This window comes from Vasconcelosia minhoensis LEGE 07310 (genome assembly GCF_015207255.1).
Taxonomy (GTDB): domain Bacteria; phylum Cyanobacteriota; class Cyanobacteriia; order Phormidesmidales; family Phormidesmidaceae; genus Vasconcelosia; species Vasconcelosia minhoensis.
The window spans coordinates 1-15,717 of the sequence record NZ_JADEXG010000032.1 but is presented as its reverse complement, the minus strand read 5'-3'; the positions used below and the strand labels follow the sequence as shown (position 1 = coordinate 15,717).

At 56.1% G+C, this 15,717-nt stretch carries 5 protein-coding genes; 3 read left to right on the top strand and 2 right to left on the bottom strand.

All coding sequences use genetic code 11. The features are described 5' to 3' along the window. Positions 1-6: 6 nt before the first annotated feature. From IQ241_RS14025 to IQ241_RS14015, 3 genes are all read left to right on the top strand, one after another. The gene (locus IQ241_RS14025) at positions 7-5,352 is read left to right on the top strand and encodes a DEAD/DEAH box helicase (protein ID WP_193908205.1); all 5,346 of its coding nucleotides are present in this window, start codon (positions 7-9) and stop codon (positions 5,350-5,352) included. A gap of 142 nt (positions 5,353-5,494) precedes the next feature. Beyond that, complete coding sequence (locus IQ241_RS14020; RefSeq protein WP_193908203.1) at positions 5,495-8,677, top strand: hypothetical protein; 3,183 nt, start codon at positions 5,495-5,497, stop codon at positions 8,675-8,677. Further along, positions 8,677-12,570, top strand: coding sequence for a helicase-related protein (locus IQ241_RS14015; RefSeq protein ID WP_193908201.1), 3,894 nt, complete (start codon positions 8,677-8,679; stop codon positions 12,568-12,570). Before IQ241_RS14020 ends, IQ241_RS14015 begins: the two co-directional genes overlap by 1 nt. A 225-nt stretch (positions 12,571-12,795) precedes the next feature. Here IQ241_RS14015 and IQ241_RS14010 read toward each other — a convergent pair whose 3' ends face one another. Further along, the gene (locus IQ241_RS14010) at positions 12,796-14,199 is read right to left on the bottom strand and encodes a GTP-binding protein (RefSeq protein WP_193908199.1); all 1,404 of its coding nucleotides are present in this window, start codon (positions 14,197-14,199) and stop codon (positions 12,796-12,798) included. 9 nt (positions 14,200-14,208) lie between these two features. Beyond that, positions 14,209-15,672, bottom strand: a complete 1,464-nt coding sequence (locus IQ241_RS26180) for a slr1306 family protein (protein WP_193908196.1) — start codon at positions 15,670-15,672, stop codon at positions 14,209-14,211. Positions 15,673-15,717: the final 45 nt, after the last annotated feature.

Genomic DNA, 15,717 nt, shown 5'->3' with positions numbered 1-15,717 from the left:
TTCTCGATGAAAGTTCCGATTCAGCTCCAGGAGCTGCTCCAGCAAAGCGAAGACCGGATCAGGCCGTTTTCTATCCTGATCGCCCAGGGCGATGCCTGGTTGGACTGCACGGGCGTGGAAGAGCTTCAGCCAGCGCAGCTGAATCTACTCTTCGCGGCGATTCCGCCCGCCTGGGATTCGATAGACCTGGCTGAAGTGATCAATACAGACACCCTAACCGAGGGACTGGCGGCGCAGCTGGCGCAGTGGATGGATCAGCGCCAGGGCCGCACCCCTGCGGAACCGATTCTAGAACCGCAGCCGATTGAAGCGCCTCAGCCGACCCTGGATATTTTCAATCTGCGGGATGCAGTGATCGGGGACTATCGGGAATACATTCAAAGCTTTCTCAAGATTCGCGATCGCCGGGTTGAAGCTTTCGTCAATCAGGAGCTGGATAAGGGCGAACTCTGGCCCGATCCGTTAGTGCAGCTCAACCCGTCATTTCAGCGCGGGGCTAATTTACCGAGCCTGGTTAACGAAGGCATCTTGCATCGGGAGTGCGATCGCTATTTCCCCGACTACATTTCCAAATACACCTTTCATCGGCATCAGGAGCAGGCATTTCGCCAGGCCCATCGCCAGCAACCCTATGTCCTGACCACCGGAACCGGGTCGGGCAAAAGCATGACCTACGTGGTGCCGATTTTCGATGATCTGCTGCGAAATCCAGGTGTAAAAGGCGTTCGGGCGATTTTGATCTATCCGATGAACGCCCTGATTAATTCCCAGAAAGAAGAGTTCGACAAATATCTAAACAACGTACCCGGGTCACCGATTCGAGTTGAGCAATATACCGGCCAGGAGAGCCTGGCGAAAAAAACGGAGATCCAGAACAATCCGCCGCAGATTCTCCTGACTAACTACATGATGCTAGAGCTGATGCTCAGCCGCAATCAGGAAGAGAAGCTGGTCGCTTCCCCCGACCTGAAGTTTCTGATTCTCGATGAGCTACATACCTATCGCGGTCGCCAGGGAGCCGATGTGGCGCTCCTGATCCGCAAGCTGCGGCAGCGCTGTGGCCAAACGCTGCTCTGCATCGGCACCAGCGCCACCATGTCCACCGAAGGCACGCGGCCTAGCCGTAATCAAACCGTGGCCGAGGTTGCTAGCAAGCTCTTTGGGGCCGAGGTCAAGGTCGATAGCGTGATCGATGAGACCTTGGAACGTGCGATTCAGCGCCCAGACCCGACTCAGGCAGAGCTGAAAAGCGCGATCGCGGCAGGACTCCCTCCAGCCGATCAGCAAACCCTGGAAGCCTTTCAAGCCCATCCCCTGGCCGCCTGGATCGAGATGACCTTTGGCCTAAAAAAAGTAGAAGAGGCGCATTTGGTGCGTCGCACCCCAATTTCCCTTCAGAACGGAGCGGCTCAGCTAGCAGCCGAAACGCAGGCTGACTCGCTGCACTGTCTTGAGATTCTGCGGCAGATGTTTCTCTGGGGCAGTAAGACCAAAAAAACTCGGGAGGGGCTGGCCTTTCGCCTGCACCAGTTTGTCTCCCAAGGCGGCAGCGTCTATGCTACGGCTGAGCCGCCTGAGCAGCGCGAGCTCACCCTGGAGGGCCAATATTCCACGACCGGCGATCGCCTGCTCTATCCGCTGGTGTTCTGCCGGGAATGCGGTCAGGACTATTATCTGGTGCATCGGGATCGCGATCGGCAGGAGGTTAGGCCGCTGCTGCCAACTGCCCTCAGCTCCCTGGAAAATGACGAGGTGCAGGAAGGCTACATCACCCTGGATGAGCCGGGACTCTGGGACGAGAAGGAAGAAGACCGCCTACCCGATACCTGGTTCAACGAAACCAAACGCTACGGCAGAGTGCCTAAGAAGGACTACGCCAGGTTCATTCCTCAAAAGCTGCGAGTTTTGCCCAACGGTCGGATTACCTCCTCGATGCTGGAAGGGACTGCCTACTGGTTTACCCCCAAGCCCTTCCTCACCTGTCTGAGCTGCGGCGTCGTCCATGACAAGCGCAAAAATGAGTTTACTAAGCTGTCGCGCCTGAGTAGCGAAGGCAGAAGTACCGCGACAACGCTGCTGTGCCTTTCAACGGTCAACCGACTGAAAAGCAGCGGGGCGGTTCCGGCCCAGGCGCAAAAAATCCTCAGCTTCACCGATAATCGTCAGGATGCCTCACTCCAGGCAGGCCATTTTAACGACTTTGTCCAGACGAGTTTGCTGCGGGCTTCCTTAAACGGTGCGATGCAGGCAAAACAGCAGCTCACCCATACCCAATTAGCCCAGGCCGTCGTTGAGCAGATGGGGCTAGCTCAGGCTGACTATGCTAGGCAAGTGGCCGACTATGGCCCCGGTAAGCGGCGGAACGAGGAGGCTTTTCGCAATCTGATCGAGTATCGGCTCTATGAAGACCTCCGCAAGGGCTGGCGAATTGTGCAGCCCAACCTGGAACAGTGTGGCCTGCTCGCGATTGAATATCAGGATCTTCAGGGAGTCTGTCGAGCAGAAGAGTTCTGGCAAAAGCATCCCCACCCAATTTTGCTTCAGGCATCGCCGTCACAGCGAGAGGCTGCGATCCGGGCTATGCTCGACCAGCTGCGTAAAGACCTGGTGCTCGATGCCGAACTGCTCCAGCCCCAGCGGCTAGAACAGCTCAAGCGCGAGGTCAGACAGGCGATCAAAGATCCCTGGAGCTTTGATCCCTACGAAAAGCTGCATGAGGCCCGATGGGCCTCGACTGCGACGGCGTCAGAGCCTGGGCAAGGCGGAATGAAGCTCACGGCTCGGAGTAAAATTGGCCGATTTCTGCGATCGCCCCGAGCCTGGCCCTGGCGGTCTGAAAATATATCTGAGGCGGACTATACCAGCCTGATCCGAACGCTGGTGATCGCCCTGGCAGATGCGGGCTACCTGCTCCAGGAAGGGCAGGAGGTGCAGCTGCGAATCGACGCGCTCCTATGGACAGCTCAAAAAGCAACCTACATTTCCCCCGATCCGATGACTTCCAAGCGCTTACAGGGGAGTGAGGATGCCCAAATAGCAGTCAATCAGTTTTTTCAAGATTTCTACACCCAAAGCGGGTCGAGCGTTCAAAACATGGAGGGCCGGGAACATACGGGCCAGGTCAAGAATGAGGCCCGCCAGCAGCGAGAATCTCGGTTCAGAAATGGAGAACTTTCAACCCTGTTCTGCTCACCCACCATGGAGCTGGGAATCGATATTTCGGACCTGAACGTCGTCCATATGCGAAATGTGCCGCCCAGCCCGGCCAACTATGCCCAACGCAGTGGTCGAGCCGGACGCAGCGGCCAGGAAGCACTTGTGATCTCCTATGCTTCGGTGGGCAGCGGTCACGATCAGTATTTCTTCAAGCGACCTGAGCAAATGGTGGCTGGCGTCGTCGTGCCTCCTAAGCTAGAACTGGGCAATCAGGACCTGGTGAAGTCGCATATTCACTCGCTCTGGCTGGCCCACACCGGGCTTTACCTGGAGCATTCGATGAACCAGATTCTTGATCTAGAGACGGATAGCTTTCCACTCAAGCAGAGCATTCGAGACCAGCTAACTTTAGGTATCGATGCGCTGGAGCGCTGCTTCCAGGCCGCCAAAGCGATTCTAGAAGACAGTTTTTGCCAGACCGACCTGCAAAGAGCCCTATGGTATACCGAAGATTTCCTCCGCCAGGCGATTGAAAATGCTTTAACTCGCTTTGATCGAGCCTGCGATCGCTGGCGCAATCTCTATCAAGACGCGGTAACCCAGCGCGAAAATTCGCGACAGATCATCGATCGGGCGACCAAGGGTTTAGTATCCCAGGAAGAGCGTAAAAACGCCGAAGCCCTGGAGTGGGAAGCAAAAAGGCAGATTGATCTCTTGGTTAGTCAAACGAACCAGGGAAAAAATCAGTCTCAGCTGGAATTTTATCCCTACCGATACTTTGCCTCTGAAGGTTTTCTCCCCGGCTACAACTTTCCTCGACTGCCGGTACGTGCTTATATCCATGCCGGAAACGATGGCGAGTTTATCTCTCGCCCCCGAGTCGTTGCCATTCGCGAATTCGCGCCTCAAAATATCCTCTATTATGAGGGCAGCAAGTTCCAGATCTCGAAAACCCGAATTCCCGTCAAAGGCATCGAAAGCGGCTACAAGCGGGGTGCATTCTGCCCCCGGTGTGGCTATCTGCATCCCGGCGATGACTGGCAGCGCGACCTCTGCGAAAACTGTAGCGCCAAGATCGGCTCCGATAGTTTCGGAAACCTCGGAAAGCTCAGCCGCGTTTTGAGCATGGAAACGATGCTTACCAAGCGGCGTGAGCGCATCACCTGTGATGAAGAAGAGCGCCTGAAGTACGGCTATAACGTCACCACCCATTTCCGCTTTGACCCGCAAAAGCGCGAACAGGCATTGGTCACCGCCGAAGATGGAACAAAGCTGCTGGAGCTCACCTACGGAGATACCGCCAGCATTTGGCGAATTAATCGAGGCTTGAGAAGCAGTCAGGAAAGCGGCTTCAAAGTTGATAGCGCCACCGGCGTATGGGGTGACTCGCGCGGAGAAGAAAGTTCGGATACTTTGCAGCGCGAGGTCCATCTGATGGTTGACGATGTCTGCAATGTGCTTCTGATCCATATTCCCATATCTCAGCCGGAGTCATTTCTAGCCAGCTTCCAATCCGCTATGGAGCGGGCAATCCAGGCTGTCTATAAGCTGGAGGAAAATGAACTCGCCTCAGAACGACTGGGTCAGGGGCAATATATTCTCTTCTGGGAAGCTTCGGAAGGCGGTGCTGGCGTTTTATCGCAGATTGTAGAAAATCCTACGGCGTTCCAAAAGTTAGCCAAAGAAGCGCTAGATATCTGCCACTTTATTGACGAGAAGGAGAGCTGCACTAAGGCTTGCTATGAGTGCCTTCTTTCCTACCGCAACCAGTTTGACCATCCGCTATTCGATCGCCATGCGATTCGAGGATACTTAGAACAGCTCACCGCCAGCACAATCCATCGCCACAGTCAGGGTACATCTCGCGAAGAACAGTATCAGCAGCTCCGGTCCCGAACCGACCCAAACTCAGCCTTCGAACGAGAAGTCCTGGATGAGATATACAGCCGGGGACTGAAGCTACCCGACGCCGCTCAGGAGCTGATTCCCGATGCCAATGTCAAACCCGACTTTCTTTATCGCAGCGCAAAAGTCGCCGTTTTCTGCGATGGCTCAGCCCACGACCACCCCGACCAGCAAGCCCAGGATCGGATTGCTCGGGAAAATCTCCAGTATGCAGCGGGCTACTGTATAGTGACTTTCCGCTACGACGACGAAGACTGGCGCTCAAAATTGCATGTCCTCAATTCACTTTAAAAAACATGCCTCCTTCATAAGTCTTCACGAATGGGACTTGACAACTAGGGAATAATCGGTTTACCTGTTATTTGATCCCACTCCTCTGGTTGGTCATCAGGGCGGGTGAAGCAGCCTTGGGCTGAGAAGGAGGACCGGCAAAATGAATACTCAGGACAGAGGTGCCAACATTCAGGCACCTTCAAATCAGCCATCTGTGAATCTAGCGAAGCTGATAGAGCTTTTAGCAGATTCAGTAGCTGTTAGCGGGAATTTTTCCAGGTTTGAAGACCCAGATCCGAAGCAGCGATCGCTCTTTCTATTCAACCCCCAGCGCAATCGCTTAAGAATCTGCACCTCGGCTGTTCTACTCAGGCTGTTTTCCCATCCTCAGTTTTGCGAAGCCTTTAAGTCGGGCGATTCCAGCGGCTTCATTCGCGACTTTGAGCCTCCCTCATTTGGCTTGCAGGCAAAACTGGGGGGAGAACTTACTGCAGGCAATCGGGAACGGCTGCCAGGCCACCTCGATCGGCTGATGGCCACGATTAACCAGGTGCTAGACCTAGCACTGCCGGAAGGCGAGCTGTCCAAGCTTTTGCTAGACGATCCGGTCCAGCAGCTAAGAACGCTGGCGTCTGCTGCCGAAGCTAAGTTTAGAGACGCCCCCCACCAGGCCAAACTCCAAAGCCTGAAGTTTGCTCCCGGTGCTCAGAAGGTTCCCGATTCGGCGGTGGCCAAGGTGCTATCGGCGGTAGAGCGGATCGAGGCGGATGACTGCTTTACCCGAATGCAGGACGCGATCGCGGTTCACCTTGAACAGCGGGACGCTGAAGAAGACGAAATTGAAAGCGCGATCGCCAGTCTGGTCGCCGAACGCGAACGAGCCGATAGCCAGATTGTCCGTTTTTTAAATTTCCTGGACAGCGAGGCCCTGGCCCGCGTCAGGCTTAGCGTCGCAGTGAGGCTGATGGAAGCGATCGCAGATCATGCCCGCAGCAGCACGCAGGCGAAGAACCAAAAACTGGTTGAGTATGTAGACCGGGTAGTTGCCCTGATAGAGACTAGTAAGGCAGGCGAGCTATATATTGACCTGACGGCCTTTTACGGCGAGAGAGGCGAATTTGACCTCCAGGAGTTTCTGAATCAGGCTACGTTCTTCCACTGTCTGTCCGTCTGGCCCGAGGGGAAGGCTCAGATGTTTGAAAAAAAGGGGAGCAGCCAGGCGAGCTATGGGGTGCAGCGAGAGGTGAGCTACCGATTTCGGATTAACGGTAATAATCCTGAGACTAAGAAGCCAGCCTTTGACACCCGGCTTGATAAGCTCGAAGAGGCTTTGTTGGGGAAAAATAGGGTTGGAAGTTTTTCCCGTCGTCGGCTGGCTGAGCTGCTGGTGCTAGATGCGGTTATCCCTAGCCGCACCGAGGCAAATCCGGAAACTTCAGTAGGCGCGATCGCGGCAGCCATCCAATCTCGAATCAGTACCCTGAAGCAACAGGAAAATCCTTCCATTCAAGCCTTCGTTAGAGATTTGCTTCAAGACTTGCGGAGCCGCGCCAGCACTATGACTGAGATTGCCAATGCGCTGATCGACCTGCTCAAGCGCAAGGGCAGTCAGATCCTGGCTCAGACTCAGCGACGAACCGCGCAGCAGTTCATCTGCGTGAAGCATGGCATCGTAGCCTGGAACCGCCTGGAAGGGGCAGAGCCCGGCGTGAGAGACCTGCTGAAGAGTTCTCAAAACCAGTCAGAGGAAAAAATTGAATGGTTTAAGTACCTTGAGATTTCCGATAGCCCTGACGTTCCGCAGCTGCTGTTTTCGGTAAAAGTTACGACCGAGCTGGCCGAGCATAATCTAGTTATAAAAGAACAAGAGGCTCAGACTATTCAAGCCCAGCGGCGGTTTTCTGGACGGCTTTTGCAAGTTCTCTGGGTGCCTTATGAAGCTTCAAAGAATAAGGAATACGTGCTGACGGAATCTGCGAAAATAGCTAGATCTTGGGCACTTCCAGCCGCTGTACAGGTCGAGTATGAGATTCGGACTTTAGCTCGTAATAAGAAGAATTCGAATGAAAACACCCACCAGCTGCACGCAGCCGCTATCACTGCCTTCACTGTTCTGACTTACTGCTGCTTATGGCGGCTAATCAAGCGTCTTCAAGCCTTGCCCCTAGACGATTCCCATAGTTTCACCACGCTGATGCTACGTCTCCAGGAAGCTGGAAAAGATAGCGAGAGTGAAGGCGACAGTTATGTCTACGCAGCAGCTCAGTCCATAGAAGCGATGCTGGCTCAGGATACTGCCATCCGGATGCAGGGAGTGACTTTGAAAAACCTGACTTCCGGCGACAGCTCCGTTCGCTATGTAAAATCGGGCTCTTTTGATGCCATGCTCAGCAGCTTTCCCCTGAGGGTTGCTACCGAAAATACACCTGCGGTTGAGCAGATTGGCCTGATTTCCTACTCAACCCGTCCCTGTGACGAAATGCCGTTTCTGGATCGCGACAGCAGCAATCATTTGTTGATGACCCAGAGCTACACCGCTTCTGCCATAAACCAGCCATTTCCAGGCTATGAGTTGAAAGCCGAGCGGATGCAGTCTGATATTGTCAGCTCCCAGGAAGAGCTGCAAAAGCAGCGGTTAGTACGGGAAGAAATTGGACATTTGAAAGGGTTGGGCTGCCAGCATATTATCCTCATCTCCCACGCCTACGGCAGTCGTCATCTCAATCGTGCAGCGGATTATAATTCTTTGCTAACGCCCGTTGCCTTTCTCGAAGAAGTCTTCCAAACTTTTCCCGAGCTGACCATTTATCCTATGCTGAGGGACGTTTTTCCGGCCACCCGGCTCCGCAAACGCGGAAGCGGAGAAGCGGCCTTTGAGATCCGGAATGCGGGGGACCACATTGACTTCCAGCGCAATCTCCCGATAGACAGTGACCGGGACATTATTCCCATCTACACCTTTGCGACGTTACATGTAGTTGAGGAGGAAAAACGACCGCAGTCTGGATTTTGTGCCTACTACCTGGTGTCAGACCGGCGGGTGACTGACATTACCTGGACTGAGCGAGCCCGTCAGCACCTGCTAAACCCCGAGGGAAATTCTCCCGTTCACCCCTGCCTGGTTTCGGTTCTACGCGGGCTGCACTTTATGGAAGCTGAGCGGGGGGTAAAAGGCGGACAGCTGATGCCAGTTCTAGACCCCTTTAGCTGGATTTCTCCGACAACCAAAGCAGCCGCTGGTGAAGTTGAGATTCTCCAATCTCGGCGCAAAGGCCGGAGCTACCTGAGCTATCCGGCAATTCTGACCCATGTGGCTCAGGTCCTGCATCGGAGGCAGCAGTAATGGAAAACAATTTTCTCGACCAGGCGTCTGTCTGGGGTCGCGTTTTTGAAATTGCGGTGCAGCGAGGCGTGCTGGCTCAGCTCATGCATCAAGGGCTGCTGCTGCCCTCCCACCCGGCTTTGAAGGAATGGCACGAGCACAGAATCGCGGACATTACGAAAGGCGTTAACGCCGCTCTCAAGACGACTGACCCTAATGCAAAGGAATGGACTGAGTCCGGCACTCGGCATCTGCTGGTATTTGGCTATGGGCTGGGCTGGAGCACGATGCGAGCCTGCCTGGCGCACAATGCGCCTAAGCAGCCCAGGATTGAAGCAATTTGGTGCCCGCTGACGCTGCCCGGCGCGGCTGAATCGCCTGTCGATGTGGAAAGTGACCAGGATGCGCTTGCCTTCAAAACGGCGTTTAATCTGCCCGGTCCGGCTGACCATGATATGCTCCAGACAGGCTATCCCGGCAGAGCGGACTTCCTGCTATGGCTGAAGTCTGGCAGTCCTGCCGTTAACCGTAAAAATCAAAAGCCCCAAGATCTGATTCTCTGTTTGGAGTTTTCCTGCAATGCCCTGCCTGAGCTGGCCGATTTCAGAACTGAAGCCCCTCACTGTGATGAAATTCATCGCTATGCCCGCTACATGGAATCGCGGGGCGTCTTTGCCCGAGTCTGTGCCGAGGTCGGAGGCAGCGAGCTAAAGCTGAGCCACCAGCTCGCCGACCATCTGAAAGCTTTCAGCGGCAAGGATAAGCCACTCTATAAGCTCTGCCAGGCGTCTTCCTATACTGAGCGGCTAGTCCATGTGCTAGTCAAGCAGGGCCGTTTTCAACGCTGCAAGGCCAGCGCGATCGCGGTCACCTCCAACGGCCTGGAAAGCATTTCTGCTGCCTTTGCAGAGCCTGACGCCGACCTAGATCCCAGAGTCCAGCTGATGGCCTCACTGGGCCGCGCCTATCGGCAAGCCAGCCAGCGGCGCGATATCTCACCGGCTGACCTACAGAGTGAGATTCGGTTGGTGTTCAATAAGCTGGTGCGATCGCTGCCGTCGGATTTCAGAAAGCAGGCCAGGCAGATTGGCGAAACGCCCGACCTGGACGGGCCGCTAGAATTCAGGCTGACTGAGACGGTTGAGGACTTCTATAAGCCGATGCAGCAGCTGTCAGTGGAAGCTGCGATCGCGTCCCTTCAGTCAACCCCAGCCCTGGAACAGTTCTTCGGCAGCGACCCCCGCTCCCATCTGGCTTCAGCCCTAAATCAGCGGCTATCACTTGAAAGCAATATCACCTTGAGGAACGCCCATGCAGCAGCAGTTGTCGCTGGGCTCAAAGCGGCTCAGCCCGGCAAACTGAACGTGATTGCGCTAGAAGGCAATCCCGGCATTGGCAAAACAACCGCTGTTACTCAATTTCTCTCTGAGCAAACGGAAGGCTACTGCTTTCTCTACGTCAGCCCGCGAGTAGTGATCAATCGCGACGTTACGGCCAAACTGGCCCACAATTCTGAGGGACAGCCCAGAGGTATTCTCACCCTCACGTCCAATGCCAAGCTGATTTCCGCCGCGCCGCAGTGGCATGAGCAACAGACCAGGGAGCAGCCCGCTCAAAGGCGGCAGATCGATGGCGCTGTTGTGGTGGATGGAGTCACCCATCTCAAACACCCCATTTGCAATACCCTGTTTATCTCGCCGGATGATGAGCAGAAGATTGACACTGATATTGTCTCATCTAAAAAGTATAAACAGTCGCTAAATGAACGCGAAGACAGCGTCCGATCAAAGGAGCGACCCGGTGTCCTGAGAACGCTGGCGACCTCTGCTCGCAAGCTGCTAAAGGAAAATCCAAAGGTAAACCGGCTAGTGATGACAGCGGCAATCCAGGGCTACCGCGCCTTGAAGAATCGCACCACTGTCGATGCGCTGAGTAAGTTGTTTAAAAACAAAGCAGATACTCGCTTAGGCATACAAGAGCGAAAAGCCTTTGCCCAAAAAATACCTACTATCATTGCGATGGTCGATGAGGTCGCCGGAGATGGGGCCGGGGCGCTATTTTGTCATAGCCTGGCGGAGTGGCTCAGCGAGCAGTTTATCGCGCCCTTTGAAGGCGAAGACTGTCCCTTCCGGGTCGTGCTGATTATCTCTGATGCCTCTTTGAGCAATGAGGTCGTGCTCAACAGCTATTTGAATTCTGGCGATCGCGCCCCAGACAAAATCCTAATCAGCCCGACGGCTGGTAGCGCTCCCTTTCGGGTCACGGGTACCAAAATGAAAGTCGGATTGAGGAAATATCCGACCCTGCATGTGATGACCAATAGCTACCCGGCCTCTACGCTCCAGATTGACTACAGCATTCGGCTGGCCTCCATCACGCCAGGTCTCACCGACGACGGCCAGCTTCAGTCCATTCGCAAAGCGGTGCGAGACCAGGCCGGTGAAGAATTGCTCAAAAATGCCCAGGCCGAAATTGAGCTTGCCCTAAAAGCGGGCGCAGAGCAGATTATTTACTTCGCCCAGGACAAAGCCTTTTTGCGCCAGCTGCGCGAAAGCCTCACGGCTGGAGGGAAAGAGGCCATCCTACCTGCCGAACAGGTGAAAGTTTTAGACCAGAGCGTCCCCGAGGCCGATCGGCTGAAGCTGGTACAGGAGCCGCAGCGGGATGACGTACGCGTCTTCCTGATGACCTCTTCTGGCGCGAGGGGCGTTTCCTTCCCTAAAACGGACCGGATCATTGCCTCAGTGCCCCGGTTCAACGTGGAAGCGGCGCTGATGGAAGTGGCCCAGCTGATCTATCGGGGTCGGGGCTGGTATACCGATCCGGCAACCGGTGAGCAGCGGTCGGGAGATGACAAGGCCAGACGGCTGGTAATGCTGATCAATGATTTTGTGATTGACGATGGGGCGACGGATCGCGATCGCCGCTGGCTACGCCAGTCCAGCGATCTGCTAACGCTGCTGGTCATGCTGCGCTCTACCATTCACACCCGGATCAAGGGTGACGCTGGGTTACGACGGCAGCGCATTGCTTTTGTGCCAGTCGGTTTTGTCGGTGACGAAGAACTGCTTAGCCTCCTGTCTACCGACTTACGAGACTTCTTGCAGGAAGCCCAGGTTTTCTTACATGATAGCTACAGCGATGAAGAGAAAGCCTTAGTCACCAAAGCTTCCCAGCTGGTGAAGCGACTGTTCGCCCATTTCCAGCTCAAAGGGAAGTCTCCTCACCAGAAAGGCTCGTCCTTCGTAGACTACGATCTAATCGAGGGACTATCGAAAACCGTCTCTCGCCCCAACAGCAGCCTGCTGGCAATTCCTGACCAGAAAGCTCTGATCATTCCCCCAGAGCTGACCTGCGCAGGCCCTTTCTGGATTGAAGACTGGCGGGGACGAAGGTCCGAAGAGAGCTTCAGCTTTGAGTCCTGGCGCAGAGACATCAACGAAAGTAGAGGCTCACTACTTGGGCTGCTGAGGAAAATTTTTGAGAATAGAAGGTTGCCTTCCAAATTAAAGCATCCGGCTAAGGAGCTCCACCGCCTCCTAATTCGCGAAAAAGAGGCTTCAGTGCGGGAATACTCTACGCTACAAGATACCCAAACCGACCATATGCTTGTGGCCTTACCCATTGACTATCCCCATTTCTGGCGCGAACAGACTGAGGATGGCGTTAGGCAAAAGCTGCTGGAAGACCCCGCTACGTGGCGAAATGCGCTGGGCAGGGCTTTGATTCCCCAGGGCGTTGTGATGCCTGTCGTGGCCAGGTACGAAGGCTTTCCCTGGGCTGCCGTGGCCGGGCAGCGAGCGATTAGTCAGTTAGCAACCGTGTTTGATAACCGATACTTTATGGCGTCTAGCGAATTAAATTTGCTAAACACGATTCTACTAGAAGATATTGCAGGCTCGGCATCTGAGTAAACTTCTGGATCACATTGCAGAACGGCATGATTAGTAATGGGTCTAATAATGGTGGCTAATCCCAATCGATTGGTGGTACCGCCTGAATACGACACTCGGTCGGCGGCTGAAGCTGACAGTCAGCCAGGATTAAATGTAGGTGTTATGGTACCGCTAGTCATGCTTATCGCTGCTTCTGCCCTAGTGCTCCTGAGAAAGCGGCGCTGACGTCTGCCCATAGCTGCCCTATCTCTTAACCCCAATCGTCTCGCGGATTTCCTGGCGGAGGCGATCTAGGGTTGAGTCTTGCTTTGACTGGGCCACAATCTCTTGCATGATGGTGTTTACGCCCTGGGGTCCCCAGCTACAGCCCTGCTCTAGGTAGACCTTAGCAGCCTGGCCAACAGCGTAGGTACCATAGCCTGCCGCCCCGGCTTGGGCCGCCATTACCCCAGCGTAGGCGGTGAACCCCGAGACGCTTTCAAAGGCGCTCCAGATTGCCGCGCCGCTCTTGCCAAAGCCCAGCAGCAGGCCGCCGCCCAGCTCGCTCAGCAGCAGCACACCGGAGCTACGGACAATCGCCTGCCAGAGGCTGCTGGCTTCAAAGCCAGTCATGGGGAAGCCGTAGAGTTTGGCCAGGGAGCGGATCATCACTAGGTCAGAGGTGATGCCGCCGAGCAGGTCGAGGATGGCGATGGGGTTGAGGGAAACCGCGATCGCTTTATATTTTGCATACTGCCAGATAATCTGCTCGGCATCGCCCTGATTCAGCGCCGTAGTGGCCTGGGCCAGAGATTGCTCAATCCGCTCGGCCTGCCGCAGCGCGTTCAGGGCCACCAGCGTTGGCCCCTCAGTCTGCACCAGGCGAATCAGCGCCTGCCTCAGCGACTCGATCTGCGCCGGGGGCGTTTCCCACTCTTCGGTGACGCGACCGTCGGGCCATTCGACCCGCACCGGCACGGCCCTGGGCTCAGCCGCCACCAGAATGATGTCATCGACCAGACTGCCAGTCGGCAGGGCGGCCCGCTGCTCAGACTGCTGCCACAGCGCCTGGAGATTCTTGGCGACAGCCTGTCGGTCGGTTTCGGGATAGAGGTCAACTTTGTTAAATACCAGCAACAGCGGCTTTTTGGTGTCATGGAGCTGCCGCAGGGCCTGATATTCGGTGCGGGTGATGTCGCCGGAAACTACAAACAGAATCAGGTCGGCCTGCCGGGCGATCTCCTCGGCCATTTTGCCCCGCGCCTGCCCGGCCACCTCATCTAGCCCCGGCGTATCAATCAGCTCAATTTTAAGCAGCTGCCCCGGTGAGTGAATCGTTTCGACCAAAGGTGTCCAGTAAATGGAGCGGGGCCACTGGGTCACTCCGTTGAGCGGGCCGGTTTCCAAGATTTTTTCGCCCACTAGGGCATTGAGTACGGCTGACTTGCCTCGGCTGACTAGGCCAAAGACCGCAACTCGCAGCAGGGAGCCGTCAAGCTTGCCCATTAGGCTGGTGAGCTGGTCAATACCCTGTTTAACCGCCGCCTGCCGCTGCAAGCCAACATCGTCATGACGGGCCAGCTTCAGCTGCGGAATAAAGCGGTCAACGGCCTGTCGCAAACTGCTGCGGGCCTGCTTAACCAGGGGATGGGGAGAAGACGGCGTCATGGCGTTGGGCTAGAGAGACGCGGCTGAGGCATCTACCGTCACCGCCTGCGAGCTGGGCAGATGCTTCAGAGCCTGGCGGGCAAAGGTCTGAAGTCCCGTGCCCTGCTGGAAGAGGGCCTGGAGCCGGGGGCCAAGCTGGGCAAAGGTGAACTGGCGATCGCGGGGGTCGAGCTGGCTTTGGGCTTCGAAAAAGTCAATCAGGCTGAGCCCGGCCAGATGGGTCAGATAGGCTGCGCTGACGCCCTGGAGGACGCCGCCCGCGACGTAGGTGACGGCGTGGCTTTTGAGCAGGCTGCTCAGGGCCTGGCTGGTGAGCTCAACCAGGCCGAGCTTGACGGTGAGCTCGGCCAAGGTACCCGCGGCGGCTTTGGCCTGCTCCAGGGAGAACTTCTGACCGTAGACCGCTCCCAGGTCGAGGATCAGCTGGGCGTTGATAGCCGTCGTCGCGAGCAGATCTAAGGTCGGCAGCGGGCTGGCAAAGGCGGTTCCGGCAGCAATCCACTGGGCCTGTTCGACCAGGGGTAAGGCCTGCTGGCGGCGCTGGTCGTTGAGCAAGGCCTGGGCAGATACTTTCAGCGCTTTGGCCTGGCGCAGGGCCGTGGCCATCACTAATGTCTGAGCTTCCTGCTCAACCTGCTGGGTCAGCTTTGCGGTCAGGGCGTCTAGCTCAGGTGCGGGCTGCTCATAGGTTTCTTCCACCTCGCCATTGGGCAGATGACGGCGGACTTTGATTGGGCTGGGGACGGTCGCGATCGCGACTCCCTCCACCCCTAATTCCGCCATCTGTGCCTGCATACGCTGCAAAATCTGGGCTCGCTCCATCGGCGCATACTGGTCTTGCTTATTGAAAACTAGCAGCAGCGGCTGTCCCGCATCGACGAATGTCCGGACCTGCTGAAATTCTGAATCGGTCAGGTCGGCAGCGGCGACGAATAGCACTAGGTCGGCAGCAGCCAGCTCGGCGGTCTGGGCTTCGCCTATGTCCAGCAGGGTAATTTGGGATTGTTCAGCTTGCCAGTTCGCGGTCAGCTGGGCGGCTAGCGCAGTCTTCCCAACGGCCTTGCCGCCGGTGATGGCCAGCGTTAGATCCGTCCGGTCTAAGCCCCGGTCTAAACCCCGGTCTAAGCCTTTGAGAATGTCAGCCTGGGCCTGGCGCTGGGTGGCGATCTGGGATTCAATCGCAGTCAGCGATGAGGGGTTGAATTCGGCTTCAGTCGCCAGGGCTTCTAAAACGGCATTGACTTCGGCTAGCGCGGCTTCCACGGCAGCGCGGTCTGCGGCGGCGGGCTTTTCCCAAACGGGAACGGTTGGCTTGCCCAGATTTTTTAGCCACCAGAGCCCAGAGCCGAGCGCGATCGCGCCCATCATCATCGAGCTATCCACCGGCGACTGCTCCACCACATCCAGCAGCCATAGCCCAGCCGTCAACCCCAGTCCACCCACCAGTACCGGACGCTTCAGCGCAATACCCACAACCCTCTACCCTCTACCCATCTACCCCTCTATTCTACCCACCCC